The 25,817-nt window shown below is 72.4% G+C and carries 23 protein-coding genes and 2 pseudogenes; 8 read left to right on the top strand and 17 right to left on the bottom strand.

Annotated elements, in window-relative coordinates:
• Positions 1-20: 20 nt before the first annotated feature.
• Positions 21-1,091: pseudogene (locus AB5L52_RS34880) on the bottom strand (alpha-L-arabinofuranosidase C-terminal domain-containing protein); the annotation flags it as partial.
• A 104-nt stretch (positions 1,092-1,195) separates the two neighbouring features.
• Here AB5L52_RS34880 and AB5L52_RS34875 point away from each other — a divergent pair.
• Complete coding sequence (locus AB5L52_RS34875; protein WP_351021838.1) at positions 1,196-1,648, top strand: DUF6314 family protein; 453 nt, start codon at positions 1,196-1,198, stop codon at positions 1,646-1,648.
• Here AB5L52_RS34875 and AB5L52_RS34870 read toward each other — a convergent pair.
• Both AB5L52_RS34870 and AB5L52_RS34865 read right to left on the bottom strand, forming a co-directional pair.
• Positions 1,630-2,223: a histidine phosphatase family protein gene (locus AB5L52_RS34870; protein WP_351021840.1), complete on the bottom strand. Its 594-nt coding sequence runs from the start codon at positions 2,221-2,223 to the stop codon at positions 1,630-1,632. The genes AB5L52_RS34875 and AB5L52_RS34870 overlap by 19 nt on opposite strands.
• 181 nt (positions 2,224-2,404) lie before the next feature.
• Entirely contained in the window at positions 2,405-3,880 is a 1,476-nt protein-coding gene (locus AB5L52_RS34865; protein ID WP_369367598.1) for a PLP-dependent aminotransferase family protein, read from the bottom strand.
• Here AB5L52_RS34865 and AB5L52_RS34860 point away from each other — a divergent pair.
• Positions 3,879-4,790, top strand: a complete 912-nt coding sequence (locus tag AB5L52_RS34860; RefSeq protein ID WP_369367597.1) for a DMT family transporter — start codon at positions 3,879-3,881, stop codon at positions 4,788-4,790. The two genes, AB5L52_RS34865 and AB5L52_RS34860, sit on opposite strands and share 2 nt — an antisense overlap.
• An 18-nt stretch (positions 4,791-4,808) precedes the next feature.
• Positions 4,809-5,006: a DUF1918 domain-containing protein gene (locus tag AB5L52_RS34855; protein ID WP_069781885.1), complete on the top strand. Its 198-nt coding sequence runs from the start codon at positions 4,809-4,811 to the stop codon at positions 5,004-5,006.
• Position 5,007: 1 nt separating this feature from the next.
• Here AB5L52_RS34855 and AB5L52_RS34850 read toward each other — a convergent pair whose 3' ends face one another.
• The gene (locus AB5L52_RS34850; protein WP_369367596.1) at positions 5,008-6,243 is read right to left on the bottom strand and encodes a glycoside hydrolase family 10 protein; all 1,236 of its coding nucleotides are present in this window, start codon (positions 6,241-6,243) and stop codon (positions 5,008-5,010) included.
• Positions 6,244-6,413: 170 nt separating this feature from the next.
• On the opposite strand from AB5L52_RS34850, the gene AB5L52_RS34845 reads away from it, so the two are divergent.
• Positions 6,414-7,289 (top strand): 3-hydroxybutyryl-CoA dehydrogenase, encoded by an 876-nt coding sequence (locus AB5L52_RS34845; protein WP_369367595.1) that lies wholly within the window; start codon positions 6,414-6,416, stop codon positions 7,287-7,289.
• A gap of 217 nt (positions 7,290-7,506) precedes the next feature.
• On the top strand, positions 7,507-7,767 hold the full coding sequence (locus tag AB5L52_RS34840; RefSeq protein WP_351021852.1) for a hypothetical protein: 261 nt from the start codon (positions 7,507-7,509) through the stop codon (positions 7,765-7,767).
• Here AB5L52_RS34840 and AB5L52_RS34835 read toward each other — a convergent pair.
• The 10 genes from AB5L52_RS34835 to infC all read right to left on the bottom strand — a co-directional run bounded on the left by AB5L52_RS34835 (position 7,764) and on the right by infC (position 18,703).
• Complete coding sequence (locus tag AB5L52_RS34835; protein WP_351021854.1) at positions 7,764-8,300, bottom strand: NUDIX hydrolase; 537 nt, start codon at positions 8,298-8,300, stop codon at positions 7,764-7,766. The genes AB5L52_RS34840 and AB5L52_RS34835 overlap by 4 nt on opposite strands.
• Positions 8,301-8,365: 65 nt before the next feature.
• Positions 8,366-9,706, bottom strand: a complete 1,341-nt coding sequence (locus tag AB5L52_RS34830; RefSeq protein WP_369367594.1) for a transcriptional regulator — start codon at positions 9,704-9,706, stop codon at positions 8,366-8,368.
• Between the two features lie 229 nt (positions 9,707-9,935).
• Positions 9,936-11,015, bottom strand: a complete 1,080-nt coding sequence (locus AB5L52_RS34825) for a PP2C family protein-serine/threonine phosphatase (protein WP_351567293.1) — start codon at positions 11,013-11,015, stop codon at positions 9,936-9,938.
• 255 nt (positions 11,016-11,270) lie between these two features.
• Positions 11,271-13,799 carry a phenylalanine--tRNA ligase subunit beta gene (gene pheT / locus AB5L52_RS34820; RefSeq protein ID WP_351567296.1) on the bottom strand — a complete coding sequence of 843 codons (2,529 nt, stop codon included), beginning with the start codon at positions 13,797-13,799 and terminating at the stop codon, positions 11,271-11,273.
• Positions 13,799-14,920: a phenylalanine--tRNA ligase subunit alpha gene (gene pheS / locus AB5L52_RS34815; protein ID WP_351021862.1), complete on the bottom strand. Its 1,122-nt coding sequence runs from the start codon at positions 14,918-14,920 to the stop codon at positions 13,799-13,801. The genes pheT and pheS overlap by 1 nt, the downstream gene beginning before the upstream one ends.
• A 155-nt stretch (positions 14,921-15,075) precedes the next feature.
• Entirely contained in the window at positions 15,076-16,218 is a 1,143-nt protein-coding gene (locus AB5L52_RS34810) for an ATP-binding protein (RefSeq protein WP_369367593.1), read from the bottom strand.
• A 50-nt stretch (positions 16,219-16,268) separates the two neighbouring features.
• Complete coding sequence (locus AB5L52_RS34805; protein ID WP_351021866.1) at positions 16,269-17,129, bottom strand: RNA methyltransferase; 861 nt, start codon at positions 17,127-17,129, stop codon at positions 16,269-16,271.
• A 116-nt stretch (positions 17,130-17,245) separates the two neighbouring features.
• On the bottom strand, positions 17,246-17,629 hold the full coding sequence (gene rplT / locus AB5L52_RS34800; protein ID WP_006141703.1) for a 50S ribosomal protein L20: 384 nt from the start codon (positions 17,627-17,629) through the stop codon (positions 17,246-17,248).
• A gap of 106 nt (positions 17,630-17,735) precedes the next feature.
• Complete coding sequence (gene rpmI, locus AB5L52_RS34795; RefSeq protein ID WP_003977225.1) at positions 17,736-17,930, bottom strand: 50S ribosomal protein L35; 195 nt, start codon at positions 17,928-17,930, stop codon at positions 17,736-17,738.
• A gap of 110 nt (positions 17,931-18,040) precedes the next feature.
• The gene (gene infC, locus AB5L52_RS34790) at positions 18,041-18,703 is read right to left on the bottom strand and encodes a translation initiation factor IF-3 (protein WP_078630469.1); all 663 of its coding nucleotides are present in this window, start codon (positions 18,701-18,703) and stop codon (positions 18,041-18,043) included.
• Between the two features lie 357 nt (positions 18,704-19,060).
• Between infC and AB5L52_RS34785 the strand changes: the two genes are divergently transcribed.
• Positions 19,061-19,429: a DUF1844 domain-containing protein gene (locus AB5L52_RS34785; protein WP_351567303.1), complete on the top strand. Its 369-nt coding sequence runs from the start codon at positions 19,061-19,063 to the stop codon at positions 19,427-19,429.
• A gap of 35 nt (positions 19,430-19,464) precedes the next feature.
• Here AB5L52_RS34785 and AB5L52_RS34780 read toward each other — a convergent pair whose 3' ends face one another.
• Positions 19,465-20,196, bottom strand: coding sequence for an SseB family protein (locus tag AB5L52_RS34780; RefSeq protein WP_351021871.1), 732 nt, complete (start codon positions 20,194-20,196; stop codon positions 19,465-19,467).
• Positions 20,197-20,325: 129 nt separating this feature from the next.
• On the opposite strand from AB5L52_RS34780, the pseudogene AB5L52_RS34775 reads away from it, so the two are divergent.
• Positions 20,326-21,270, top strand: a pseudogene (locus AB5L52_RS34775) (serine hydrolase).
• A gap of 196 nt (positions 21,271-21,466) precedes the next feature.
• Here the strand turns inward: AB5L52_RS34775 and mycP are convergent.
• The gene (gene mycP, locus AB5L52_RS34770; RefSeq protein ID WP_351021872.1) at positions 21,467-22,654 is read right to left on the bottom strand and encodes a type VII secretion-associated serine protease mycosin; all 1,188 of its coding nucleotides are present in this window, start codon (positions 22,652-22,654) and stop codon (positions 21,467-21,469) included.
• Positions 22,651-23,940: a hypothetical protein gene (locus tag AB5L52_RS34765; RefSeq protein ID WP_369367592.1), complete on the bottom strand. Its 1,290-nt coding sequence runs from the start codon at positions 23,938-23,940 to the stop codon at positions 22,651-22,653. Before AB5L52_RS34765 ends, mycP begins: the two co-directional genes overlap by 4 nt.
• Before the next feature lie 672 nt (positions 23,941-24,612).
• Here AB5L52_RS34765 and AB5L52_RS34760 point away from each other — a divergent pair.
• The gene (locus AB5L52_RS34760) at positions 24,613-25,815 is read left to right on the top strand and encodes an amino acid deaminase/aldolase (RefSeq protein ID WP_369367591.1); all 1,203 of its coding nucleotides are present in this window, start codon (positions 24,613-24,615) and stop codon (positions 25,813-25,815) included.
• The last annotated feature ends 2 nt before the right edge of the window (positions 25,816-25,817 follow it).

The raw sequence follows: 25,817 nt of genomic DNA, 5'->3' as shown, positions 1-25,817 counted from the left end.
CTTTGATCACCTCTCAGGAGGGTCACCCCGGCTTTGGACGCCACCTTCGCGCCACCGAGGTCGATCGCCGTACGGGCCGCCGAGGACTGGTCGTTGACGACCTTGACGATCAGCTCTCCGGTCTTCGCGTCCCGCGTCACGACCTGCCGGAACGGCTCGGCCGGCTTGTCGTCGGTGAAGCTGCCCCACTGCTGCCCGTCGAGGTACGGGGTGATCTGGCGGCCGCGCACCTTGATGTCGATGTCGCAGGCGCGACCGGTGTCGACCGAGCCCGGCTTGGAGACCTCGTAGTTGGCCGAGCCCCAGGAGGCGTGGTTGTTGAACCACACCAGGTCCGGGCGCCACTGCACCGAGTCCTCGTTGGCGAACAGCGGGGCGTAGGAGGCGAGTTTCACGACGTCCGCGTTGGGCTCCAAGCCGGTCAGGTAGGCGGCCTCGGCGAGCCCGTTCTTGAAGGCGTTGCCCTGGGAGGCGTACCGAAGAACTGCTGCGGCAGGGGCTCCCCGTTGCCGACCTCGATGTGGGTGAGGCGGAACGGCTCGGGGTGGCCCATCCGGGCGCGCACCCTTGGCGAACTCGATCAGATCGAGGGTGTCCTGGATGTGCCGCTTGAGCAGCGCGTCGTCGTCGACGGCCTGGTTCTGGCCGCAGCCGGTCACGAGGGCCGGCACGACGGGCAGGGGCATGGCGCCCATGTCCTCGGCGAGGTCCTTGCGCAGGCCGTTGGGCTCGTGCCGGTAGGTGTCACGGGGGAAGAGGGACACCATGTCGAGGGCCGCGGCGGCGCCGGAGGCGACGGTGAGCCGGCCGGTGGTGCTGGTGCGGCTCGCGGTGAAGGCGGCACGGTAGCGGACCCAGCCGCTCTTCGTCACGGCGATCCGCCGTGCCGTGGCCAGGCTGCCGCCGGCGTCCTGGAGGCTGACGGTGAGCGTGGTGCCGGCGTCGGCGCGGGCCCACACCGAGAAGTCGTACTTCTCGCCGTCCTGGACCGCGATGCCGGTGTTGTAGCCGGAGTTGGTGACCGACGAACCGGCGCCCAGGGAGAGGTAGTCGCGGTTGCGGTCGTTCAGGCGGCCGGAGTCGTTCACGACGATGGTTCGAAATATCAGACACTGACCAGTACTTCGAACGCACGGTGAGAGGAGGGATGTGAGCATGTCCATGGGGCGAACGCCGTGGCCCGTAAGCTCGACCCATGGATGTGCAGCCGCGGTACTGGCCGGTCGCCGATGTGCTGGCGTATCTGGCCGGACGCTGGCGCGTCGAGCGGAGCGTGCGGGATCTGGCGAGCGGGGACGACGGGAGCTTCTCGGGGGCGACCCGCTTCAGCGCGCTGGCGGGCGGCGGGCTGCTGCACGAGGAGTCCGGCACGTTCACCTGGCAGGGCGTGGCGCGGCCCGCGACCCGGACGCTTCGGTTTCTGCCGGGGTCCGTTCCGGGCACGGCGGACGTGCGGTTCGCGGACGGGCGCCCCTTCCACGCACTGGACCTGACCTCGGGGCGGTACGTCGCCGGCCACCCCTGCGCGGCCGACCTCTACCGGGGCGAGTTCACCGTCCGGGACGCCGGCCACTGGCGCACGGTGTGGCGGGTCGGCGGCCCGGCCAAGGATCTGGTGCTCGCCACGGACTACGAGCGCGAGGACTGAGCCGAGCCGCCGTCGAGGCGGAGGTTCCAGCGACCCGCGCGGCCGGTGACGGTGGACATGGACAGCGGGCGCACGTCGATGTTCCAGTACGTGGCGGGCGGTGCCTTCAGGGCGTAGACCAGGGCCGCGCGGATCACGGCGGGCTCGGCGACGGCGACGATCCGGCCGCCGTCCTCCGCCGGCCGGGTGTCCAGCCAGCCGCCGACCCGGGAGATGAAGGCCAGCAGGGACTCCCCGCCGTGCGGGGTGGCGCGCGGGTCGGCGAGCCAGGCGTCCACCGCCTCCGGCTCGCGGGCCATCGCCTCGCCCAGCGTCAGTCCGCGCCAGCGGCCCATGTCGCAGTCCCGCAGCGCCAGTTGGACCAGCGGGGCATACCCCAGCGCCTCGCCGGTGGCCCGGCTGCGCGGGGTCGGCGAGCAGTAGCGCAGTTCGGCGGCGGCCAGCGGCAGCAGATCCCCGGCGACCCGCTGCACCTCGTCCCAGCCGGCCCGGTCCAGCGGCCGGTCGTCCGCGAAGCGCTCGGCGAGCAGCGGGGCGCTGCGCGCGGCGGCGACGAACGTCACCCTCAGTGGCATGCGGTGATGGTGTGCCGTGAGTGAGGGGAGGTCAAGGGGTGACCCCTGTGAGCTACGACGGGTAAGCGGTCGCTTACTCCCGGCCCGCGACAGCGGTACGAGGACCTCCCGCGGGCCTACGGCGCCACGCCGGTGCGGGGGCTCACACCGGCGCAGCCGCTCCGGGCGCCGGGCCGGACGATCATCCGGGTCGCCCACCCAACCGCGCGCTGGTGGCGCCGCCCTGGAACGCCTCGTCGCACGCGGTCCGCAGCCGGCGTACGCCCTCCGTGATCTCCCCGGTGCCGGCGACCGCGGCGAAGCTCAGGCGGAGGTGGGCGGCGGGGGGTTCGGCACTGAAGTAGGGGCGGCCGGGGGTGAGGGCGACACCGGCGCGGAGGGCGGCCGCGGTGAGGGCGGACTCCTCGGTTCCGTCGGGGAGGCGGAGCCAGAGGTGGTAGCCGCCGGACGGGACGTGCGGCAGGGCGAGTCCGGGAAGGTGGTGGGCGAGCGCGGCCGTCATGGTGTCGCGGCGGGTCTTCAGCTCGGCCGACAGGGCCCGCAGGTGGCGGGGCCAGGCCGGTGAGCCGACGAGCTCCAGGGCGGCTTCCTGGAGGGGGCGGGGAACGAAGAAGCTGTCCACGACCTGGATGGCGCGCAGTCGTTCCAGCACGGGTCCGCGCGCGGCCAGCGCGGCCACCCGGAAGCTGGGCGAGGTCGCCTTGGTGAGCGAGCCGACGTGGACGACGACGCCGTCGGGGTCGTCGGCGACCAGTGTGCGGGGCAGCGGGGCCGCGTCGGCGTGCACGAGACGTCGTACGTAGTCGTCCTCGATGACGAACGCGCCCGCGGCGCGGGCGATGCGCAGCACCTCGGCGCGGCGGTCGGGGGCGAGGACCGCGCCGGTCGGGTTCTGGAACAGGGGCTGGCAGACGAACACCCGGGCGCCGGTGGCCCGGAAGGCGTCGGCGAGCAGGTCGGGCCGTACGCCGTCGCGGTCGACCGGCACCGGGACCGGGCGCAGCCCTGCCGAGCGGGCCAGGGCCAGCATGCCCGGGTAGGTGGGCGACTCCACGAGGACCTGGGCGCCGGGCGGTGCGAGCGCCCGCAGGGCCGTGGCCAGCGCGGACTGTCCGCCGGCGGCGATCAGCACCTCCGCGGCCGTGACGGCACCGCCGATGTCGCGCGCGAACCACTCCCGCAGTTCCGGCAGGCCCTCCAGCGGGGGTCTGCCCCAGGCACCGGGCCGCCGGCCGGCCCGGGCGAGGGCCGCGGCCATCGCCCGCTCGGGCTGGAGGGAGGGGTGGGGGTATCCGCCGTTGAACTCCAGCACGCCCGGGGGCGGTGCGGCGAGGCAGATCGTGACGCCGGAGGCGTCCACCGTGCGCGGGACGAGGTCGGCCGCGCCCTCCGCGCTCAGCGCGACCTCCTGCCAGGAGGTGTCCCCGGCGGGCTCCGCGACGGTGCGCGGCCTGGCGCGGAAGGCACCGGCGCCCGGCCGGGTGACCACCAGTCCCTCGGCGGCCAGCTGGGCGAGGGCGCGCGAGACGGTCACCGGACTCACGTGGAAGCGCTCGACCAGCTCCCGGCTCGACGGGAGTTTTCCACCTGGAGAGTAGCGGTCGAGGTCCCCTCGGAGCTGTTCTGCCAGTTCACAGACACTGCTACGCTGATGCATGAGAACACAGAGTAGCGCTACTGCCCCGAGTCGGATAGCGGTCACCGCGCTCCGCGAGCGGCACGGCTTCGGCACCGCACTGGCCGCGCTCGGCGTCGCCGCCTTCTCGCTGACCTTCCCGGCCACCGCCTGGGGCCTGCAGAGCTTCGGCCCCTGGTCGCTGGTGGCCGTGCGCAGCGCCCTCGCCGCACTCGTCGCGGGCGGGTGTCTCCTCTTCCTGCGCGTTCCGCTGCCCGAACGCCGGCATCTGCCGGGGCTCGCCGTTGTCGCCGGCGGTGTCGTGCTCGGCTTTCCGCTGCTGACCACGCTCGCGCTGCAGACCTCCACCACCGCGCACGCCGCCGTCGTGGTGGGGCTGCTGCCGCTGACCACCGCCGTGCTGTCGGCCCTGCGCATCGGCAGCCGCCCCTCGCGCCGGTTCTGGCTGGCCGCGCTGGCGGGGGCCGCGGCCGTGGTCACCTTCACCGTCGCGCAGAGCGGCGGTGCGCTGACGGCCGCCGACGGCTATCTGTTCGCGGCCCTGCTGGTGTGCGCGGCCGGCTACACCGAGGGGGGCCGGCTGGCCCGGGTCATGCCGGGCTGGCAGGTCATCGGCTGGGCGCTGGTGCTGTGTCTGCCGCTGAGCGTGCCCGCCGCCGTGGTGGCGCTGACGTACGAGCCGGTCCGTCTCACCGCGCAGGGCATCGCCGGGTTGCTGTGGGTGGCGCTGGGCTCGCAGTTCCTCGGCCTGGTCGTCTGGTACCGGGGCATGGCGGCCATCGGCATCCCGAAGGCGAGCCAGTTGCAGTTGGCTCAGCCGCTGCTCACACTGGTGTGGTCGGCGTTGCTGCTCGGCGAGCACTTCACGGCGGCCGCTCCCCTGACCGCTGTCGCCGTGCTCGTGTGCATCGCCGTCACACAGCGGTCGTGAGCATGAGGAGGGCCTGACATGCGTGCCAAAAAGGGCGACAAGCTGGTGCGGCACGGCAGGGTGGTCGGCGAGCACGACCATGTCGTGGAGGTCGTCGAAGTACTCGGTCCCGAGGGGAACCCGCCCTATCGTGTCCGAGCCGAAGACGGGCACGAGACGATCATGTCCCCGGGTCCCGACTGCCTCGTAGATCACCGGAAAGAGCACCAGCGGTAGCTCACCGCGGAGGTCGCGGAGGTTTCGCCGATCGGCGGTAGTGGTCGGCGACCACGCGTGACATCGCCCCGATCGGATCGGCCGCCACGTCCTTGGCGGCGAAGAAGACATGACCGCGCACCTGCGGGTGACGGGCGGCGAGGGTGAGGTGCCGGGACAGCTCGGCCGGGTCGTGCCAGGCCGGGGGCTGCCCGGCCGCCCCGGCCTTGTACAGGGCCTCGCCGATGTACAGCTGTGTCCTGGTGCCCTCGGCGACCGCCGCCCACCAGTCGACGAGCTTGGCGTAGTCGGCGGCGGCGAAGCCGAGGTTCCAGTACAACTGCGGCACGACGTAGTCGATCCAGTGACCCCGCACCCAGGCACGGGTGTCCGCGTGCAGATCGTCGTACGTCTGCACGCCCGCCCGCGTGTCCGAGCCACGCGGGTCGCTCGCGGCGTTGCGCCACACCCCGAAGGGGCTGACCCCGAACGGGGTGCCCGGCCGGACCCGTCGGATGCCGGCCGCCATCTCCCTGACCAGCTTGTTGATGTTGTCCCGCCGCCACGCTGCCCGGCTGTCGAAGGCGCCGCCGTAGCGGTCGTACGCGGTGTCGTCGTCGAAGGTCTGACCGGCGACCGGGTACGGGTAGAAGTAGTCGTCGAAGTGGACGCCGTCGACGGGATACCTGGCGACCGCGTCGAGCATCGCCCGCTGGACGAAGGCGCGGACCTGGGGCAGGCCGGGGTTGTAGTAGAGCTTCCCGCCGTACGGCACCGCCCAGTCGGGGTGCTTGCGGACCGGGTGCGCGGGGGCGAGCCGGCCGCGGTCGGTGTGGTTGGCGATCCGGTACGGGTTGAACCAGGCGTGCAGGTGCAGGCCCCGGGCGTGCGCCTCCTGCACGGCGGTGCCCAGCGGGTCCCAGCCGGGGCTGCGGCCCTGGGTTCCGGTGAGGTACTCGGACCACGGCTCGTACGGTGACGGCCACAGGGCGTCGGCGGTGGGCCGCACCTGGAAGATCACCGTGTTGAGCCGGCGGCGGGCCGCCTTGTCGAGCAGCGCGATCAGTTCCGTGCGCTGCGCCGCGGCCGTGAGGCCGGGCTCGGACGGCCAGTCCCGGTTGGACACGGTGGCGAGCCACATCCCGCGCATCTCGGCGGCCGCCCGGGGCCGGTGATCCGCTGCCGCCCGCGCGGCCGGTGCCGCGCCCAGCGTGGACAGCGCGGCCAACGTGAAAGCCCGCCGTGACAGTTGCCCCATCTGCACACCCCCATACGCTCCGGATCCGCTCCGTCACGGATCGTTTCGCGCCCCAGGATGCCCCCACCCGGCCGATCGATCATCGATACTTGACGGTAACGTGCACGATCGGAGCAGGCGCCGAACCCGGAGGTCCTGCCAGCGAGCCGGAGAACAGCGAAGGGGTCGATGTGACAGGCTTCCCATCGGGAGATATCGCGCGCGTCGGAGTCGTGGGCTGCGGCCAGATGGGCGCGGGCATCGCTGAGGTGTGCGCCCGCGCGGGACTGGACGTGAGGGTCGCGGAGACCACCGGCGAGGCCCTGGAGATCGGCCGTACCCGGCTGTTCGGCTCCCTGGCCAAGGCCGCCGAGCGCGGGAAGATCTCCGAGGAGGAGCGGGAGACCACCCAGGCGCGGCTGAGCTTCACCACGGACCTCGGCGAGTTCGCCGACCGCGATCTGGTGATCGAGGCCGTCGTGGAGAGCGAGCCGGTGAAGACGGAGATCTTCCAGGTGCTCGACCAGGTGGTGACCCGCCCGGACGCGATCCTCGCCTCCAACACCTCCTCGATCCCGCTGGTGAAGCTGGCCGTCGCCACCTCCCGCCCGGACCACGTGGTCGGCATCCACTTCTTCAACCCCGCCCCGGTGCAGAAGCTGGTCGAGCTGATCCCGGCGCTCACCACCTCCGAGGGCACCCTCAGCCGCGCCCAGGTCTTCGCCGAGAAGGTGCTCGGCAAGCACGCGATCCGCGCCCAGGACCGCTCCGGGTTCGTGGTCAACGCGCTGCTCGTGCCCTATCTGCTCTCCGCGATCCGGATGTTCGAGTCGGGCATCGCGAGCCGCGAGGACATCGACAACGGCATGGAGATGGGCTGCGCCCACCCGATGGGCCCGCTGAAGCTGTCGGACCTGATCGGTCTGGACACCATCGTCTCCATCGCCAACTCGATGTACACCGAGTACAAGGAGCCGCTGTACGCCGCTCCCCCGCTGCTCCAGCGCATGGTCGAGGCGGGCCGGCTGGGCCGGAAGACCGGCTCGGGCTTCTACACCTACGCCTGATCGGCCGCCCTGCCTACGGCCGATCACACAGAGCTACGGCTTACGGGCCCGGCACCGCACTCGGTGCCGGGCCCCTCTGTTTCACTCCCCGTGTGCGCGCCGGGCACGCATATGCCCGTCGCACACGCTCCCCACGCGCCCACCAGGCGAGTTGACTCCTCATGCGCATGCAAGGGATGCGGAACCATCCATGCCGACTACCGAAAGGAGTGGACTCGTGACCGCCGAACCGGAGCATCCCGTGATCCACGGAGAACTCGCAGAGTTACGGCGCCGCCTCGACGTGGCCTACGCCCGCGTCGAGGGCGGGCTGGCGTTGCTCAGTCATCGCACCGAGGAGACCGCCAAGGAGCTGGACGAGCTGAACTCCCGCATGGTCTCGCTGGAACACGCACGCTGGCCGCTGCCCTCGCTCGCGGCGCTGACAGCACTGGGCGCGCTCGTGGTGACGATCTGGCAGGCGCTGGCTCCGCACTAGCCGTCGGCGAGCCTGAGGTGGTGCAGCAGGAGTAACGCGGCCGCCATGTTGGCGGCCGGGACCTCCCCACGGGCGATCATGTCGGGGACGAGTTTGAGGGGGACCCATTCCCGGCGGTCCGACTCGAAGTCGTCCACGGGATGCCCGATGTACTCGCCCCGGTCGGACCAGTAGATGTGGTGCCGGGCGTCGGTGAGGCCGTTGGACGGCTCCACGCTCATCAGGTGGTGCAGGGGTCCCGGCCGCCAGCCGGTCTCCTCCTCCAGCTCTCTGGCGGCCGCGCGCGCTATGTCCTCGCCGTCCTCCACGACACCGGCGGCCAGTTCCCACCCCCAGCTGTCGGTGATGAAGCGGTGCCGCCACAGCAGCAGCACCTCGTTGGCGTCGTTGACCACGGTGGCCACGGCCACGGGCCGCAGCCGGATCAGGAAGTGGTCGAGGTGCCGGCCGTCCGGCAACTCGACATCAGCGAGATTGACGCTGAACCAGCGGTTTGCATACACAGTCTGTTCGTTCTGTTTCGTCCACTGCACGGTTCTGCCACCTTCCGCCGAGTAAGTGGCAATATCGCAGCAGGGACTGTGCACCTACAGAGGGCCTACAGCGGTACGCGCAGTGCCCCGTCGATGAGTTCGGCGGCCTCGGCGGTCCCGGCCGAGCCGCAGCGCACCAGGTGCTCGCGTACCGCACGGAGTCTGTCGCGCAGCCGCTGCGACTCCATCCCGCGGGCCTGCTCGGCCATCTGCACGGCGGTGGCCACCGCTTTGTCGGCGTTCCCCTGGCGCAGCTCGATCGTGCTGAGCATGGCGAGCCGGTGCACCCGCCCCCGGTCGTGGGCGGGGTTGTCGACCGCGGCCGCGGCATGCTCCCGGGCGGCGGCCAGCTCGCCGAGGCTCAGCAGCGCCTCGGCCACCTGCACATTGACCAGGCCCGGCTGGACATAGCCGGTCTCGTCGGGCTCGTAGCCCCGCCGGATCCGTTCGGCGGCCGCCTCCGCGCGCCGGATGCAGGACAGGGCGGCCGAGGAGTCGCCGAGGTGGGCGTAGGCCTTGGCCTGCATCGCGTACAGGTCCGAGGCGAGCGCCGGGGTGATGTGCTTGCCTGCGGCCCGCAGCGCGGCCTCGGCGAAGGCGACGGCCTGCCGGTACTCGCGCATGTGCAGCGACTGGTTGACCAGCAGTGCTATCACGTACGCACCGAGTCCCCGGTCCCCGCTGGCCTTTGCCAGCCTCAGCGCCTGGTGGAAGTAGCGCTGGGCGAGGCCGTGGGCGTCGGAGTCGTACGCGCAGATCCCCGCGATCGCGACCAACCCGCCGGTCGCCCGGTGCAGTTGGCGTCCGGTGGCGTCGGTGTAGCTGCCGCGCAGCAGCGGCGCCGCCTCGGCGTTGAGGAAGCCGACGATCCGGGTGCGGGTCGCGATGCCGCCGGCCTTGCGGTACATCTGCTCGTAGTGGGTCCGCGCCGCGCGCAGCATCTGGATGTCGGCCGCGGTGACCCGGTGCCGGCCGCCGCGCGAGACGTCGACGTCCTCGGGCGGGTTCTCCCACTCCCACACCGGCATGACCGCCGGGGTCCCGGTGACGGCGGGCGCTCCCAGCACATGCGGCCGCTGCTGTTCGTCGGAGCGCCACAGGGCGGTGGCCCGCTCCACGAAGCCGTTCAGCGAGCCGATGTGCGGGGTGCTGGGCTCGCCGGGTACGCCGAGGCCGATGTCGTCGAGGGTGACGGGGCGGTGCAGGCGGGCGGCGAGCACTTCACAGATCAGGTCGGGGACCTGGCCGCGCGGCCGCTGGCCCTTCAACCACCGTGCCACGGCGGTGTGTTCGTACCGCAGCGCGAGGCCCCGTCTCCGGCCGGCCTGGTTCACATGGGCGGCTAGACCGGCGTGCGAGATCCCCGCCTCGTCCAGGATCGCGTCGAGCAGAGTGTTGGGCTGCATGGGATGCCCCCCGGGTGGCCTGTGCGGTCAGCGTAGTGGCTTGGCCTTCACACGGGGTGTGAACGGAGTGCCCGCATCCGCAGCGTACGCACACTGTCGCGGAGAGTGTCCGGCCCGGTTCACTGGGAATCCTCGCAAGAGACTGGCCAAGCCGCCGGCTCCCCCTCGAAAAGCGGTGGCTTGGCCAGGCGAAGCGGCTACGGGGGCGCGGCTAGCGGTGTGTGGTCGGCTACGGGTGTGAGGTGGCTGGTCGCGCCCGCGCGCCGGAGCCGCATGTGTCGCCGTCCCGCGCCCCTGGGGAACTGCGGCCCTCCCTGCTTCGTTCGTTCCGCAGGACCAGGAGCGCTATGTCGTCCTTCGGGCTGCCGGCCGTGTGGTGCAGGAGAGCTGCGAAGACCGTACGCAGCACGGTCTGCGGAGACACCGGGTGATCGCATACGGCTCCTCGCAGCACTTCGGGCAGCGAGAAGAAGCGGCCCCGAACGTCCCGTGCGTCCTCCACCCCGTCCGTGAAGAGGACCAGGGAGTCACCCGCGAGCAGTGGGCCACAGGACTCCGCCTCCAGCTCGGCCGGCAGCGGAAACGGACCCAGTGGCGGAAGAGGATCGACGCGCGTCAACGACTCGACACTCGTGCCGCGGATCCGATACGGCCATGGATGGCCGCAGTTGAGGGCGTGCAGCTCGCCGTCGCGGCCGATCTCCAGCAGCAGGACGGTGACGAACTCCTCGGCGACCGGGTGGTCGGGGTCCGGGCCGCCGCCCGCCGGGTGTTCGGCGCGGGCCCGCTCGCGCAGATGGCGGGCGAGGGCGCGCTCCAGCCGGCGCAGGACGCTGCCGAGGTCGGGCTCGTCGTGGACCGCCTCGCGGAAGCTGCCGAGGACGGCGGCCACGGTGCCGAGGGCGGCCAGACCGTGCCCGCGCACATCGCCCATCACCACCCGCACCCCGTACTCGGTGGCGATCGCCTCGTACAGATCACCGCCGACGCACGCGCCCCGATCGGCGGACAGCTGGGCCGCAGCGACATGCAGCCCGTCGAGGCGCGGCGGCAGCGGCCGCAGTACGACGCTCTGCGCGGCCCGCGCCACCCGGCGGGCCTGGCGCAGCTCACGCAGCAACGCGCGGCGGACATGGATGATGAGCCCGGTGCCGACGGCGAGGAAGACAGCGCTGGTGACGATGCGCGCCCCGACCCCGGTCTGCTGGGCGAGCGGGCAGCCGAACTTGTAGGCGACCGCCACGGCTCCCCAGAGCGTGGGCAGTACGACTGCCCGTGTGGTGGGCGCCCGTGCCTTGATGCGAATCATGCCTCTGGTCCCCCATGGAGAGTCCCTGACAGAGCAGACGGACCGACCCCGAAAGGCCGGTCCGATTCTGTCGACGCCATGGCCCGGGAAGACCAGATCGCCAGGAGTTCCCACCCGATCGAGTGAGCCCGTGCCGGTCAACTCGCATTTATGCAGCTCGCCGAAGGGGTGACCCCCGCCCCCGGGGGTCGGTCGATGAGCACGGCCGACCGCGGAAGACCCGCGGCCGGCCGGCAACACCACACGAGACGGCGATCAGCCGCGCAGCACCGCCCCGGTCCGCTCGCCCGCGAGGGCGACCGCCGCATCCCGGGCCGCCGACGCCTCGTCCACCGTCAGCGTCCGGTCACCCGCGCGGAAGCGGAGCGCGTACGCCAGCGACTTCTTGCCCTCGCCCAGCTGCTCGGCGTTCTCGTAGACGTCGAAGAGCCGGATGGACTCCAGGAGTTCGCCCGCGCCCTCGCGGAGCGCCGACTCGACCTCGCCGGAGGGCACCGGCCGGTCGACCACGAGGGCGACGTCCTGCGTGGCGACCGGGAACGTGGAGATCCGCGGCGCCTGTGGGGTGCCGTCACCCACCGCCTCCAGGGCGTCCAGGTTCAGCTCCATCGCGCAGGCGCGCTCGGGCAGCCCCAGAGCCTTCAGCACCCGCGGGTGCAGCTCTCCGGCGTGGCCCACGACCCGCTCCGTACCGTCGGCGACGATCGCCAGCTCGGCACAGCGGCCCGGGTGCCAAGGACCGTACTGCCCCTTGCGCACGAGCAGCTCCGCACCGGCCTCACGGGCGACGGCCCGCGCGGCGTCGATCGCGTCGGCCCACCCGGCCGGACGGCCCTGGCCCCACCAGCCGGCCTGCTCGCGGGAGCCCGTGAGGACGACGGCCACGTGCCGCGGCTGCTCGGGCAGCGCGGCGTTCAGGACGGCGATCTCCTCGTCGGTGGGACGCCGGTCGACGGGCAGGTGCGTGGCGACAGCCCGCTCCTGCTCCGGCCGCGGGTGGAACACCAGCCCCGTCTCGAACAGCGCCAGGTCATGGCTGCCCCGGCCGTCGTTGCGCCGCAGCGCGCCGAGCAGGCCCGGCAGCAGCGTCGTACGGAGCGCGGGCTCCTCGTCGCTGAGCGGGTTGACCAGCTTGACGACACGGCGGGCCGGGTCGTCGGACTCCAGGCCGAGCTGGTCGAAGACCTGCTCGCTGACGAAGGGGTAGTTCGGCGCCTCGACGTAGCCCGCGCCGGCCAGCGCCCGGCCGACTCTGCGGTGCAGCCGCTGGCGGTGGGTCAGGCCGCGGCCCGAGGGGAGCTTGGGCAGCGTGGAGGGCAGGTTCTCGTAGCCCTCGAGGCGGATGACCTCTTCGGCGAGGTCGTTCGGGTCCACGAGGTCCGGCCGCCAGGACGGGACGGTGACGATCAGCTCGTCCTGCCCGTACACGTCGCAGCCGACCTCCTGGAGGCGGCGCACGACCGTCTCCCGGCCGTAGTCCACGCCCGCCACCTTGTCCGGGTGGTCGGCCGGGACGGTGATGGTGTGCGGCGCGGAGGGCGCGACGACCTCGGTGACCCCGGCCTCCGCCGTACCGCCCGCGAGGAGCACCAGCAGGTCCACGGTGCGCTGCGCGGCAGCCGCGGCGGCCTGCGGGTCGACGCCGCGCTCGAAGCGGCGGGACGCCTCGGAGAGCAGCTTGTGGCGGCGGGACGTACGGGCGATCGCGACGGCGTCGAAGTGGGCCGCCTCGATGACCACGTCGGTGGTCCCGTTCGCCCCGTTCTCGGTGACCTCGTGGTCGGCGATCTCCGTGTTGGCGCCGCCCATCACGCCGGCGAGGCCGATCGGGCCGCGGTCGTCGGTGATGACCAGGTCCTCGGCGTGCAGCCCCCGCTCGACGCCGTCGAGGGTGACGAGCTTCTCGCCCTCCGCGGCCCGGCGTACGCCGATCGTGCCCCGGACCAGGGAGCGGTCGTAGGCGTGCAGCGGCTGGCCGAGCTCCATCATCACGTAGTTCGTGATGTCGACGGCGAGCGAGATCGGGCGCATGCCGACCTTCTGCAGCCGGCGCTGCAGCCAGATCGGGGAGCGGGCCTCGGGCCGCAGGCCGGTGACCGTGCGGGCGGTGAAGCGGTCGCAGCCGAACGGTTCGGAGACCTGGACCGGGTAGCCGTAGGCGTTCGGGGCCGGTACGTCGATGAGGGCCGGGTCACGCAGCGGGAGGCCGTAGGCGATGGCGGTCTCGCGGGCGACACCGCGGATGGACAGGCAGTCGCCGCGGTTGGCGGTGACGGCGATGTCCAGGACCTCGTCGACCAGCTCCAGCAGCTCGATGGCGTCCTTGCCGACCTCGGTCTCCGGCGGCAGCACGATGATGCCGTGGTTGCCGTCGTCGCCCATGCCCAGCTCGTCGCTGGAGCAGATCATGCCGTGCGAGACCTTGCCGTAGGTCTTGCGGGCGGCGATGGAGAAGCCGCCGGGCAGCGTGGCGCCGGGCAGGACCACGACGACCTTGTCGCCGACCGCGAAGTTACGGGCGCCGCAGACGATCTCCTGGGGCTCACCGGTGCCGTTGGCCTGGCCGACGTCGACGGTGCAGAAGCGGATCGGCTTCTTGAACTCCGTCAGCTCCTCGATGGTCAGCACCTGGCCGACGACCAGCGGGCCCTTGAGGTCGGCGCCGAGCTGCTCGACGGTCTCGACCTCGAGGCCGGCCGAGACGAGCTTCTCCTGGACGTCGCGGCCGGTTTCCGTCGCCGGCAGGTCGACGTACTCCCGCAGCCAAGAAAGCGGGACCCGCATCAGATCTCCATCCCGAACGGCCGGGTGAACCGGACGTCACCCTCGACCATGTCTCGCATGTCTTCGACGTTGTGGCGGAACATCAGCATCCGCTCGATGCCGAACCCGAAGGCGAAGCCGCTGTACTTCTCCGGGTCGACGCCGCAGGCGGTGAGCACCCGCGGGTTGACCATGCCGCAGCCGCCCAGCTCGATCCAGCCCTCGCTGGAGCAGGTGCGGCAGGGCCGGTCCGGGTTGCCGACGGACTCGCCCTTGCAGACGTAGCAGAGCATGTCCATCTCGGCGCTCGGCTCGGTGAAGGGGAAGAAGTTCGGCCGCAGCCGGGTCTTCATGCCCTCGCCGAACAGGGACTGCACCATGTGGTCCAGGGTGCCCTTGAGGTCGGCCATGGTCAGGCCCTCGTCCACGGCGAGCAGCTCGACCTGGTGGAAGACGGGCGTGTGCGTGGCGTCCAGCTCGTCGGTGCGGTACACGCGGCCGGGACAGATCACGTAGACCGGCAGCTCGCGGTCGAGCAGCGAACGGATCTGCACGGGCGAGGTGTGGGTGCGCAGCACGACGCCGGACTCGGTGCCGCCGCCCCGGCCCTGCACGAAGAAGGTGTCGGCCTCGCCGCGGGCCGGGTGGTCCGGGCCGATGTTGAGCGCGTCGAAGTTGAACCACTCGGCCTCGACCTGCGGGCCCTCGGCGACCTCGTAGCCCATGGCCACGAAGATGTCCTCGATCCGCTCGGAGAGCGTGGTCAGGGGGTGGCGGGCGCCGGCCGGGACACGGTCGTACGCCAGCGTGACGTCGACGTCCTCCTCGACGAGCACCCGGGCGTCGCGCTCGGCCTCCAGCTCGGCCTGGCGGCCGGCGAGAGCCTTGTTCACGGCGCCGCGGGCCATGCCGACGCGCTTGCCGGCCTCGGCCTTGGCGTGCGGGGGCAGGGCGCCGATCTCGCGGTTGGCGAGAGCCAGCGGGGAGGCGGGGCCGGTGTGGGCGACCTTGGCCTCGTGGAGCGCGTCGAGGGAGTCCGCGGCGGCGAAGGCGGCGAGCGCCCCGTCCCGCATGCGCTCGATCTCTTCCGGTTTCAACGCCTCGACCTCTACAGGGTCGTACGACTTATTCGGTGCCGACATCTCTTCCCGTGCTTCCGATTGTCCCCCAGCTGACGCTGGGAGGTGCCCCCAGGCGGATGGTCCCCGTCACCGACTCGCGAGGGCCGCGCGAAGGACACAAAGGTGCCAAAGGCCGAGTCTAACGGGGTGAAGGTGGCCGAAGAGCCCGCGGGCCGTCAGGCGAGATACGCCGGGGCGGCCACGGGCAACGTAAATCGGAACTCGGCGCCGCCGTCGGGGGCGCGGCCGACCGTGATCGTGCCGCCGTGGGCTTCGACGATGCCCTTGACGATGTACAGCCCGAGGCCGGTGCCGCCGCGCTTGCTGCCCCGCCAGAAGCGGGTGAAGACGCGGTTCATGGATTCCTCCGGGATGCCGGGCCCTTCGTCGCTCACCGTGACCGATGTGCCGGTTTCCTCTCCCTCGCGCGGGGATGCGCAGGGCGTGACGTCCATGGTGACGGTTCCCTCGCCGTGTCGCACGGCATTTTCGATGAGGTTGCTGAGGACCTGGTCGATCTTGTCGGGGTCGGCCCACAGGGCGGGCAGCGGCTGCTCGATGCGGAGCAGGAAGCGGTCGGCGGGCTGGCCGGCCGCGACATAGGCCTGGATGTGCCGGGAGACGGCGGCGCCGATGTCGACGAGCTGCCGGCGCACCTCCAGCCGTCCGCTGTCGATCCTGGAGATGTCCAGGAGCTCGGCGATGAGCCGGGTGACCCGGTCGGCGTCGGCGTCGACGGTCTCCAGCATCAGCCGCTTCTGGTCGTCGGTGAAGCGTTCCCACTTGGCGAGGAGCGTGGCGGTGAAGCCCTTCACGGAGGTGAGGGGCGAGCGCAGCTCATGGGCGACCGTCGCTATCAGCTCGGCGTGACTGCGCTCGGTACGGCGGCGGGCCTCGGTGTCCCGCAGGGAGACGACGACGCGCTGGACGGGCCCGAGGGGTTCGGCGCGGATGTACCGGGCGGAGACGAGCACCTCCCGCCCGCCGGGCAGCAGCAGGTTCCGCTCCGGCTGCCGCACCCGGATGGCGAGCCCGCCGTAGGGATCGGTGAGCTGCCACCAGCGCCGCCCCTCCAGGTCCTCCAGCGGCAGCGCCTTGTCCAGGGGCTGCCCGAGGGCGTCGGCGGCGCGTACGGCGGTGACGCGGGCGGCGGCGGCGTTGAAGCAGACGACGCGACCGTGTTCGTCGGCGACGACGAGTCCGTCGGGCAGCTGGTCGGGGTCGAGGTCCGCATGCTCGCCGTAGCGGGGCACGCAGGTGCGCCTCGCGTCCCGTCCCTCCGGTCCCCCCGGCGCGGTGCTCGTGCCGGCCACACTCATCCCCGTACCCCACCTCTCAGACGGCGCAGGGCCCCGCGCTGGTCACCCTACTAGCTCTCGGTGACCGTGCGGCACCCTCCGGCGGCGCGCTGTGCACGGGCCGATGCGTAGAGACATACGGCGGCGGCCGTCGCCAGGTTCAGGCTCTCGGCCTTCCCGTGGATGGGTACGCGCACGACGGCGTCGGCGAGGGCGCGGGTCTCCTCCGGCAGCCCCCAGGCCTCGTTGCCGAACACCCAGGCGGTCGGCCCGCCCATGCTCCCCTTGTCCAGTTCCTCGTCCAGATCACGATCCCCGGCCCCGTCGGCGGCGAGAACGCGCACACCGGCGCCCTTCAGCCTCGCCACGGCCTGCTCGACGGGGACGCCGACGGCGACGGGCAGATGGAAGTGGGAGCCGACGGAGGCGCGTACGGCCTTGGGGTTGTACAGGTCGACGGAGGCGTCGGTGAGGATCACCGCCTCGGCGCCGGCGGCGTCGGCACAGCGCAGCACGGTGCCGGCGTTGCCGGGGTCGCGCACATGGGCCAGCACGGCGACCAGCTTCGGCCGGGCGGCGAGGATCTCCTCGAACGGGGTGTCCAGGAACCGGCACACCCCGACCAGCCCCTGCGGGGTGACGGTGGTGGAGATGTCGGCGATGACGTCCTCGGAGGCAAGATGCACCCGGGCGCCGGCGTCACGTGCGGCGCCGATGATGTCGGCGTATCGCTCCGCGGCCTCGACCGTGGCGAACAGCTCGACGAGGGTGGGGTCGCCGTCGGCCCGATGCCCGGCCGCCTCCCTGACGGCCTGCGGCCCCTCCGCAAGGAACAGCCGGTCCTTCCCCCGGAAATTCCGCTTGGCCAGCCGGCGCGCTGCGCTGACACGGGCGGAGCGGGGGGAGATCAGCTCGGGGCTGACGGAGGGCATGTTCTTCACCTTCGGTAACTCAAGTTCCGCATTCTTTTCCTGCGACAAACGCAACGGACCCGCAGGCAGAAGCCCACAGGTCCGTACAGTCACGTCGGCCTAAAGCCAGCGCAGCGTCACGCAGCCTTGGGAGCGTTGACGTCGCTCGGCAGCGCCTTCTGCGCGACCTCGACGAGCGCGGCGAACGCGTTCGCGTCGTTCACGGCCAGCTCGGCCAGGATCTTGCGGTCGACCTCGACGTTCGCGGCCTTCAGACCCTGGATGAAGCGGTTGTAGGTGATGCCGTTGGCGCGGGCAGCGGCGTTGATGCGCTGGATCCACAGCTGACGGAAGTCGCCCTTGCGCTTCTTGCGGTCGTTGTAGTTGTAGACCAGCGAGTGGGTGACCTGCTCCTTGGCCTTGCGGTACAGACGCGAACGCTGACCGCGGTAGCCGGAGGCCTGCTCGAGGATCGCCCGGCGCTTCTTGTGGGCGTTGACTGCCCGCTTGACGCGTGCCACTTGTTAACTCCTTGTAGCGGGGTCGTGGTGGTCCTCACACGACCCGGAAACGACTTCGGTCCCGGTTTGGCGTACGGCGCTCAGGGGTTGACGAGCGCCGCGTACGTCACTTGCCGAGAAGCTTCTTGATCTTCGCGGCGTCGCCCGGGGCCATCTCGGCGTTGCCGGTGAGGCGACGCGTGACACGGGACGACTTGTGCTCGAGCAGGTGGCGCTTGCCGGCGCGCTCGCGCAGCACCTTGCCGGAGCCGGTGATCTTGAAGCGCTTGCTGGCACCGCTGTGCGACTTGTTCTTCGGCATAGCGCCGTTATCTCCTCGTCGGTGGCGCTCCGGTGCCCGGTCGCGAAACCGGGCACGGTGGAGCGTCGTCTTCTATCGGTTACATCCTTGGGGACCTGGGTCCCCCGGGATCACGCCTCGGCGGGCTCCTCGGCGGACGCCTCGGCCTCGGCAGGGTTCTGCGATCGACCGGGGTTGGCCTTCGCTTCGGCCTTGCGGGCTTCCTGCGCCTGACGGGCCTCGGCCATGGCCTCGGTCTTCTTCTTGTGCGGACCGAGAACCATGATCATGTTGCGGCCGTCCTGCTTCGGGTTCGACTCGACGAAACCGAGGTCCTGGACGTCCTCCGCGAGGCGCTGCAGCAGTCGGTAGCCCAGCTCGGGCCGGGACTGCTCGCGACCACGGAACATGATCGTGATCTTGACCTTGTCGCCCTGCTTGAGGAACCGTACGACGTGACCCTTCTTGGTGTCATAGTCGTGCGGGTCGATCTTCGGCCGGAGCTTCATCTCCTTGATGACCGTGTGCGCCTGGTTCTTGCGCGCCTCACGGGCCTTCATGGCCGACTCGTACTTGAACTTCCCGTAGTCCATGAGCTTGCACACGGGCGGACGGGCGTTCGCCGCGACCTCGACCAGGTCCAGGTCGTACTCCTGCGCAAGCTCCAGTGCCTTAGCGAGCGGGACGATGCCCACCTGCTCGCCACTGGGACCGACAAGTCGCACCTCGGGAACGCGAATCCGGTCGTTGATGCGGGGCTCGGCGCTGATGGATCCTCCTCGGTAGCACCACACGGTTTGTCTGGCGGACAGCCGCGTATGTCTCTTTTCGTTAGACCTAACCGCGCCGAAGCACAAAAAATGCCCCGGACGATCACAGGCGGGGCTCCAAAACACTACCGGAGCACCGCCGCGATGCCGCGGGGCGCGCTTTCGGGCGACTCCATCGTCCGTACGGAACGATGGTGGCCGCCTGACCGGGTGACCCGCCGTCCCGGAGGACGGTCAGGTGGGAGATCGGAGCCTCCACTTGTGGGCCGGATGCTCTGTTGTTGGCAGGGCATGTCCAGCCGGTCGTCACACAAGGTTAGCAGCACCGTCCGGGAAGGGCTAATCGAAGGGCGTGCGCCCGCACCGCTTATCGTGTGGGGCATGAGTCAGACCCCTCCTGAGAACCCCGCCGAGAATCCCGACTTCGACGCGATGACCCGGGACATCGCCGAGGTCCCCGCCGTCGAGGTGATCGTGACGGTCGCCGTCAACCTGATGAGCGCCGCAGCCGTGAAGCTCGGGCTGAGCGAGGAGGGCGAGAAGTACAAGGACCTGGACGAGGCCCGCAAGCTGATCAGCGGCCTCGCCGGTCTGCTGGACGCGAGCGCGACCGAGATCAGCTCCTTCCACGCGGCTCCGCTGCGCGACGGCCTGAAGTCGCTGCAGCTGGCGTTCCGCGAGGCGTCGATCGTCCCGGACGAGCCGGGCCAGGGGCCGGGCGAGAAGTACACCGGCCCGGTCTACGGCTGAGCCCGGTCTTCAGCTGAGCCCGGTCCACGGCTGAGCTATCCCTTCACGTACAGGGGCTCGCCCGGAGGCGTGGTCCCGGCCGGCAGCAGTGCCAGGTCGAGGCCGCGCACCAGGCGGGCCCTCAGTGTTTCGTCGGCGGCGAGGCGCTCGGCGACCGCGCGGGCGGCCCGGGCGGGCTCCGCGGCCGGGTCGAGGACGAGGGCGAGGGTGCCGTCGGCCTGCCCGGGCCCGAGGTGGGCGCGGAGCACGGCGGGTTCCGCCGCCACGGCCGTACGGACGGCCTCGATGACGGCCGGGTCGGCGAGCGGGTCGGTGCTGGTGCGCCCCTCGGCGAGGGCGAGCAGCGCCGGGCCGGTCAGCTCGAACGGCACCGGTCCGGCGAGGTCCAGCACCACCGTGTCGGCCTTCTCGTGGGCGGCGGCCTCCAGCGCCTGGTGCAGCGGTACGGCGACCGGGCGGGCCGCGGGGTCCCAGCGGGCCAGGGAGTCGGTGGAGGTGAAAGCGGGCAGGGCGGTGCGATGGCCGGCCTTCAGCGTGGGTACGGCCATGTCGCTGGTCTTCTCCCGGCGCAGCCCGTTCTCGTCCTCCTCGGCCTCGCCCAGCACGGCGACGACCGGCACGAGCAGGCGGGCGCCCTTCAGCGCCGCCAGGACGGGCCCGAGGGCGCCGCGGTCCTCGGCCCAGGCGGCGAGCGCGGCGCTCAGCCGGGGGTCGGCGGAGCCGTCGTCGTCGGAGAAGCCGGGGTCGGGAATGTTCTTGTTCGCCACGGTCACCGACCCTATCGGCACGTCACCGGCCCTCCGCACGGGAGTCTTCACCGGAATCCCAGGGTTCCCCGATGCCCGTCTCACGTCCGTCCGGCGCTGCGCACAGTCCGCGCCCCGAGCATCCCGGCCATGGAGTCTCCCGGAGCCCGCCGTGGCCGTCGTGCGCGCCCGCCCCGGCGCCGTCCGCTGCTGTACACCGCGCTCGCCGTGGCCGCCGTGGGCGGGGTGACGGCCGGCGGCACGGCGTAGGTGAAGGCGCGGGCGCACCCGGGGACCGCGGCCGTATCGTCGGCGGCGGCGCCCGCGGTCTCCGCCTCGGCCGGGGCGGGTGAGGAGGCCTCCGTGACGGAACCGGCGGTGGACCGGGACGCGCTGCTGGGCAAGGCGATGGCGGCGGTGAGCGTGCCGTCGGGCGCGCGGGTGTCGGCGGCGGTGCTGGCGCCGGACTCCGGGGAGAGCGCCGTGTACGGGGACGCGGCGTTCGACACGGCGAGCATCGTCAAGGTCGACATCCTGGCCACGCTGCTGCTCCAGGCGCAGGACGCGGGCCGGCGGCTGACGGCCGCCGAGCGTGCGTACGCCACGAAGATGATCGCGAACAGCGACAACGCGTCCGCGACGGCGCTGTGGCACGCGATCGGGCGGGCGGCCGGCCTGGACGCGGCGAACGGGCGCTTCGGGCTGACCGCGACCCTGGGGGGCGACGGCGGGCTGTGGGGGCTGACGCAGACCACGGCCGCGGACCAACTCGTCCTGCTCCGGCAGGTGTTCGGCACGGACTCCCGGCTGAGCGCGGCCTCCCGGACGTATGTGCAGGGGCTGATGACGTCGGTCGAGGCGGACCAGCGGTGGGGGATCTCGGCCGCCGCCGAGGGCACCTCCTGGGCGCTGAAGAACGGTTGGCTGCCCCGCAGTACGACGGGGCTGTGGGACGTGAACAGCATCGGACGGGTGACGGTGGACGGCACCGACTACCTGGTGGCGGTGCTGTCGAACGGCACCGAGAGCCGGGCGCGGGGCATCGCGCTGGTGGAGGCGGCGGCGAGGGCGGCGGTGTCGGCGTTCGCCGGTTGAGGGATCCGGCCCCCGCGGCCCCCGGTTGACCGATCCTGAGCCGCACTCAAAGTAGCCTGGAATTCAAGGGACTTGGACGATCAGACCGGACGACGGCATCCTCTTCGCCGTGCCTCGGGGTCCGGCCTCCACGCCGGCCGCGGCGGCCGCTCCCGCGCGTTCTGTGCCCGGACAGCAGGCCGGAGCCCGGACGCTCTCAGACCGTCTGTCTGCGGCTCCGCCACAGGACGACGCCTGCCACCAGCAGCACCCCGCCGGTGCCGCCGGCCAGCGGGCCCGCCCAGTCGGCGGTCGAGGAGGTGGCCCTGGGGGCGTCCGGGCCGGTGCCGAAGTACTTCCTGTCGTACGACGACACGCGCAGGCTCTGCGGCTGGATCCGGTCGGCCGCCTGGAGCGCGGCGGCCGGGTCGATCATGCCGAAGCCGCGGGAGTCGTCCCGGCCGCCGACCGGCGGGTCCTCGGCGGTGTCCTCCAGGAGCTTCTTGATCTGGACCGGGTTCAGGGTGGGGTGCGCGGCCTTGACCAGGGCCGCGGCGCCGGAGACGAAGGCGGAGGCGGCCGAAGTGCCCCAGCCCGAGTAGTACTTGTGGTCGGGGTCGGCGATGACCACGTTGACGCCGGGCGCGCTGACCGCCGCGTACCAGCGGCGGGTGGAGAAGGAGGCGCGGGTGCCGTAGCGGTCGACGGCGGTGGCGGCGATGACGCCGGGGTAGGCGGCCGGGTAGGAGATGTGGTCGCCCTTGTCGCCGCCGTTGCCCGCGGAGGCGACGACCACCACGCCCTTCTTCAGGGCGTACTGCACGGCGTCGTCCTCGCTCGGCTCGGGGTGCGCGGAGTTCGAGTCGTCGCCGAGGGACAGGTTGATGACGTCGGCGCCGTGGTCGGCGGCCCAGCGGATGCCGTCTGCTAGGGCGTTGCCGCGGGTGGTGCGGGCCTTGGCGCGGGCGGGGTCGTCGTCCTCCAGGATCACCCGGACGGGCAGGATCTTCGCCTCGGGGGCGACGCCCATGACACCGGCGGAGTTGCCGGGGCCGTGGCCGTGCCCGGCGATGATGCCGGCCATGGCGGTGCCGTGCCGGGCCCAGGTGCGGTCGCCCTGCCCGGCGCCGAAGCCGATCATGTCCTTGTCGGGCAGGACGTTTCCGGCGAGGTCGGGATGGTCGGCCTCGACGCCGGTGTCCAGGACGGCGACGGTGACGCCCCGGCCCTTGGTGGTGCGCCAGGCCTCGTCCAGGTGCAGCGCGGACAGCGCCCACTGCTGGGCCCGGATCCCGTCGGCGTGGGCCGCGGTGGCCGGCAGCAGGGCGAGGGCGCCGGCGAGCAGCACGCTCAGCGCGGCTCCGGCGGGGGCCACGCGGCGGCGGCCGGGTATCGATCGCCTCATGAGGGTTTCTCCGTGGCCGTTCCGATGCTCTGGCGCAGGCGCCGTTCGATGCGGTCGGCCAGGCCCTGGGCCTCGTTGCCGAGCCCGGCCTGGGCCGGTGCGGTGGTGGCGTCGGCGTTGACGGCGTCGGCGGCGGGCTGGGGCTCGTCGACGGTGCGGCCGTCGGCCCAGCCGGAGACGGCGTAGCCGACGACGGGGGCGTCGGTGAGGACGGAGATGGTCCAGGAGGCGCGCTGCTGGTCGCCGAAGCCGGCCGCGGCGGTGCCCTTGGCCGCGTACGGGCGGGGCATCAGGTCGGCCCGCCGGTCCAGGCGATCGGTGCGGAAGCGGTGGGCGAGCGCGGACATGGCGGCGGGGTCGGCCTTGGTGAACAGCAGGCCGACGGTGGTGACATAGGTCTGGGTGGCGTCGGTGTAGGTGGCGCGCAGCAGCCGCTGGCAGCCGACGGGGGCGAGGACCTTGGACAGCAGCGGGTCGAAGGCGTGGGCGCAGCCGCTGTCCGGGGCGACGGCGATCCGGGTCCAGGTGCGGTCGGCGCCGCCGGGTCCGGCGCCCGTGCCCTGGACGGTGGGCGGGAACAGCCGGTCGACGGGCACGCTGTGCCAGCTGGTGCCGGCGGTGGCGAAGTGGTCACCGGAGGCATCGTCCCCGCCGTCGTCGGTGAGCCAACTCCCGGTCACGGCACCGCCGATGAGTCCGAGGCCGAGCACGAGACAGACGGCCGCGGCGACGGTGCGGGGCCCGACCCGGTGCCGGGACCGCTCGTGGAAGACCTCGGGCTGCCCGAACGAGATGACGGGCCGCGCGGCGGTGCTCCAGGACAGCGCGGGGTCCGGGGCGGCGGCGGGCGTGTGCGGGCCGACGGGGTGGGCGGGCGCCAGGGGGCTCCAGGCGGTCGCCTCCCGCGGGGACGCGGAGGAGGGAGCCCTGGGAGGAGCGGGTTTCGGGGAGCCGGCAATCGGGCGGAGCCGGGTCGTGGTCTCCGCGGCCGTGGGCTCCGCCGGGGGTACGGGACGCAGCCGGGCGGTCGTTTCCGTGGCGCGCTCGGCAGGACCTCCCGGCCGGCGGCGCCCGGCACGCGGCGGCGCGTCAGGGAACCGGGCCGAGGCGGGCGGCGGAGGCGGACTCACGGCGTCCGCGCCCTCGGGCACGCCGGGCTTCGCCTCGGCACCACTCCCTTGATCGGCACGCCCGGTCTCCCGGCCGGCAGGCCGGGCGGCCCGCGGGACGAAGACGGACGGCTCGTCGTCGGGATCCTCGACGGAGACGGTGTCGGCCGGGCGCACGGAGGCGGGATCGGGCGGGAGCGCTGGAGCGGTACCGGCCGGACGCGTGGCGGGGGTCCCGGCCGGACGCGTGGCGGCGGTACCGACGGGGCGCGTGGCGGTGCCCGGACGCACCGGAACCTGCGAGCGCGCCGGGACGGGCCGCACCTGCGCGGACGACGCACCCGGCGAGGACGGCAGCCCCTGCCCGGACGACGTACCCGGAGAGGACGACGACCCATGCCCGGACGACGTACCCGGAGAGGACGACGACCCATGCCCGGACGACGTACCCGGAGAGGACGACGGCCCCTGCGCCGACGACGGAGCCAGCGGAGTCGAAGGGCGTGGTGGAGTCGAGGGGCGTGGTGGAGTCGAGGGGCGCGGCGGGATCGGGGCGTGGCGCGCTTCCGTGCTCATGCACCCCCCGTTTCCTCGTGCCCGGTGCGTCTTCACGTACGCGGGCCGCCACGCTGCTCGGCCGCGCCCGGGGCGGAAGCTCCGTCCGGGCACGCATACCCGTACGGCCGGACCGGCATCCCGGTTCAGGCGAAGCGGCCGGGGGCGTTCCGCCGTACGTGCGCGTCACTCTACGGGTTGTCGGGGCCGGAATCAGAACCAGTCCGGGGCGCCGGGGCATCTGCCCGGAACGTCCCCCTACCCTGCGGTAATCCTGTCTGGCAGGCTTCCGTCATGACTGCGCGTGCCGCTGACCGGGCCCGTTACGACCGGGCCACCGCCCCTCTCGACGCCCCTCTCGCGATCGTGGACCTGGACGCCTTCGACGCCAACGCGGCCGATCTAGTCCGCCGGGCCGCGGGCAAGCCCGTGCGGGTCGCCAGCAAGTCCGTGCGCTGCCGGGCCCTGCTGGAGCGGGCCCTGGCCAAGGACGGCTTCCGGGGCATCATGTCGTTCACCCTGGCCGAGTCGCTGTGGCTCGCCCGTTTCGGGTTCGACGACATCCTGCTGGCCTATCCGTCCGCCGACCGGAGCGGCTTCGCGGAACTGGCCGCCGATCCCAAGCTCGCCGGTGCGGTGACCGTGATGGTGGACGATCCGGCGCACCTGGACCTCATCGACGCCGCCCGCGACGGCGGGCGTGAACTCATCCGGGTCTGTCTGGAGTTGGACACCTCGCTGCAGCTGCTCGGCGGCCGGGTCCGGGTCGGGGCCCTGCGCTCCCCGCTGCGCTCCCCCGCCCAACTCGCCGAGCTGGCCCGGTCGGTGGTCCGGCGGCCGGGCTTCCGGCTGGTGGGGATCATGGCGTACGAGGGACACATCGCGGGGGTCGGGGACTCGCTGGCCGGACGGCCGCTGCGGTCGCGGGCCATCCGGCTGATGCAGGCGGCGGCCCGCCGGGAACTGGCCGAGCGGCGGGCCGCGGTCGTCCGCGCGGTGCGGGCCGTCGTACCTGACCTGGAGTTCGTCAACGGCGGTGGCACGGGCAGTGTGCAGCACACCGCCGCCGAGGACTCCGTGACGGAGATAGCCGCCGGTTCCGGGCTGTACGTGCCGCGGCTCTTCGACAACTACACGTCCTTCACCGGCCGCCCGGCCGCCCTGTTCGCCCAGCCCGTCGTACGGCGGCCGGGTGTCGGGGTCGTCACCGTGCTCGGCGGCGGGTATCCGGCCTCCGGTGCCGCCGGTCCCGACCGGCTGCCGGTGCCGTATCTGCCCGAGGGCCTGAAGTACGACCCGCAGGAAGGCCCCGGCGAGGTGCAGACCCCGCTGCTGGGCTCGCCCGCCGACGACCTCCTCGTCGGCGACAAGGTGTGGTTCCGGCACGCCAAGGCGGGCGAGCTGTGCGAGCGGTTCGAGAAGCTGCACCTGATCGAGGGGGACACGGTCACGGCGACCGTGCCCACCTACCGGGGCGAGGGACAGACCTTCCTCTGACT

The organism is Streptomyces sp. CG4, assembly GCF_041080655.1.
Lineage (GTDB): Bacteria > Actinomycetota > Actinomycetes > Streptomycetales > Streptomycetaceae > Streptomyces.
This window is presented reverse-complemented; position numbering and strand designations above follow the sequence as displayed.

Coding starts and splice junctions, on each gene's coding strand:
- AB5L52_RS34875 (WP_351021838.1), top strand. CDS start 1,196: ATGGATGTGCAGCCGCGGTACTGGCCGGTCGCCGATGTGCTGGCGTAT.
- AB5L52_RS34870 (WP_351021840.1), bottom strand. CDS start 2,223: ATGCCACTGAGGGTGACGTTCGTCGCCGCCGCGCGCAGCGCCCCGCTG.
- AB5L52_RS34860 (WP_369367597.1), top strand. CDS start 3,879: ATGAGAACACAGAGTAGCGCTACTGCCCCGAGTCGGATAGCGGTCACC.
- AB5L52_RS34865 (WP_369367598.1), bottom strand. CDS start 3,880: ATGCATCAGCGTAGCAGTGTCTGTGAACTGGCAGAACAGCTCCGAGGG.
- AB5L52_RS34855 (WP_069781885.1), top strand. CDS start 4,809: ATGCGTGCCAAAAAGGGCGACAAGCTGGTGCGGCACGGCAGGGTGGTC.
- AB5L52_RS34850 (WP_369367596.1), bottom strand. CDS start 6,243: ATGGGGCAACTGTCACGGCGGGCTTTCACGTTGGCCGCGCTGTCCACG.
- AB5L52_RS34830 (WP_369367594.1), bottom strand. CDS start 9,706: ATGCAGCCCAACACTCTGCTCGACGCGATCCTGGACGAGGCGGGGATC.
- AB5L52_RS34825 (WP_351567293.1), bottom strand. CDS start 11,015: ATGATTCGCATCAAGGCACGGGCGCCCACCACACGGGCAGTCGTACTG.
- pheT (WP_351567296.1), bottom strand. CDS start 13,799: ATGCGGGTCCCGCTTTCTTGGCTGCGGGAGTACGTCGACCTGCCGGCG.
- pheS (WP_351021862.1), bottom strand. CDS start 14,920: ATGTCGGCACCGAATAAGTCGTACGACCCTGTAGAGGTCGAGGCGTTG.
- AB5L52_RS34810 (WP_369367593.1), bottom strand. CDS start 16,218: ATGAGTGTGGCCGGCACGAGCACCGCGCCGGGGGGACCGGAGGGACGG.
- AB5L52_RS34805 (WP_351021866.1), bottom strand. CDS start 17,129: ATGCCCTCCGTCAGCCCCGAGCTGATCTCCCCCCGCTCCGCCCGTGTC.
- rpmI (WP_003977225.1), bottom strand. CDS start 17,930: ATGCCGAAGAACAAGTCGCACAGCGGTGCCAGCAAGCGCTTCAAGATC.
- AB5L52_RS34785 (WP_351567303.1), top strand. CDS start 19,061: ATGAGTCAGACCCCTCCTGAGAACCCCGCCGAGAATCCCGACTTCGAC.
- mycP (WP_351021872.1), bottom strand. CDS start 22,654: ATGAGGCGATCGATACCCGGCCGCCGCCGCGTGGCCCCCGCCGGAGCC.
- AB5L52_RS34760 (WP_369367591.1), top strand. CDS start 24,613: ATGACTGCGCGTGCCGCTGACCGGGCCCGTTACGACCGGGCCACCGCC.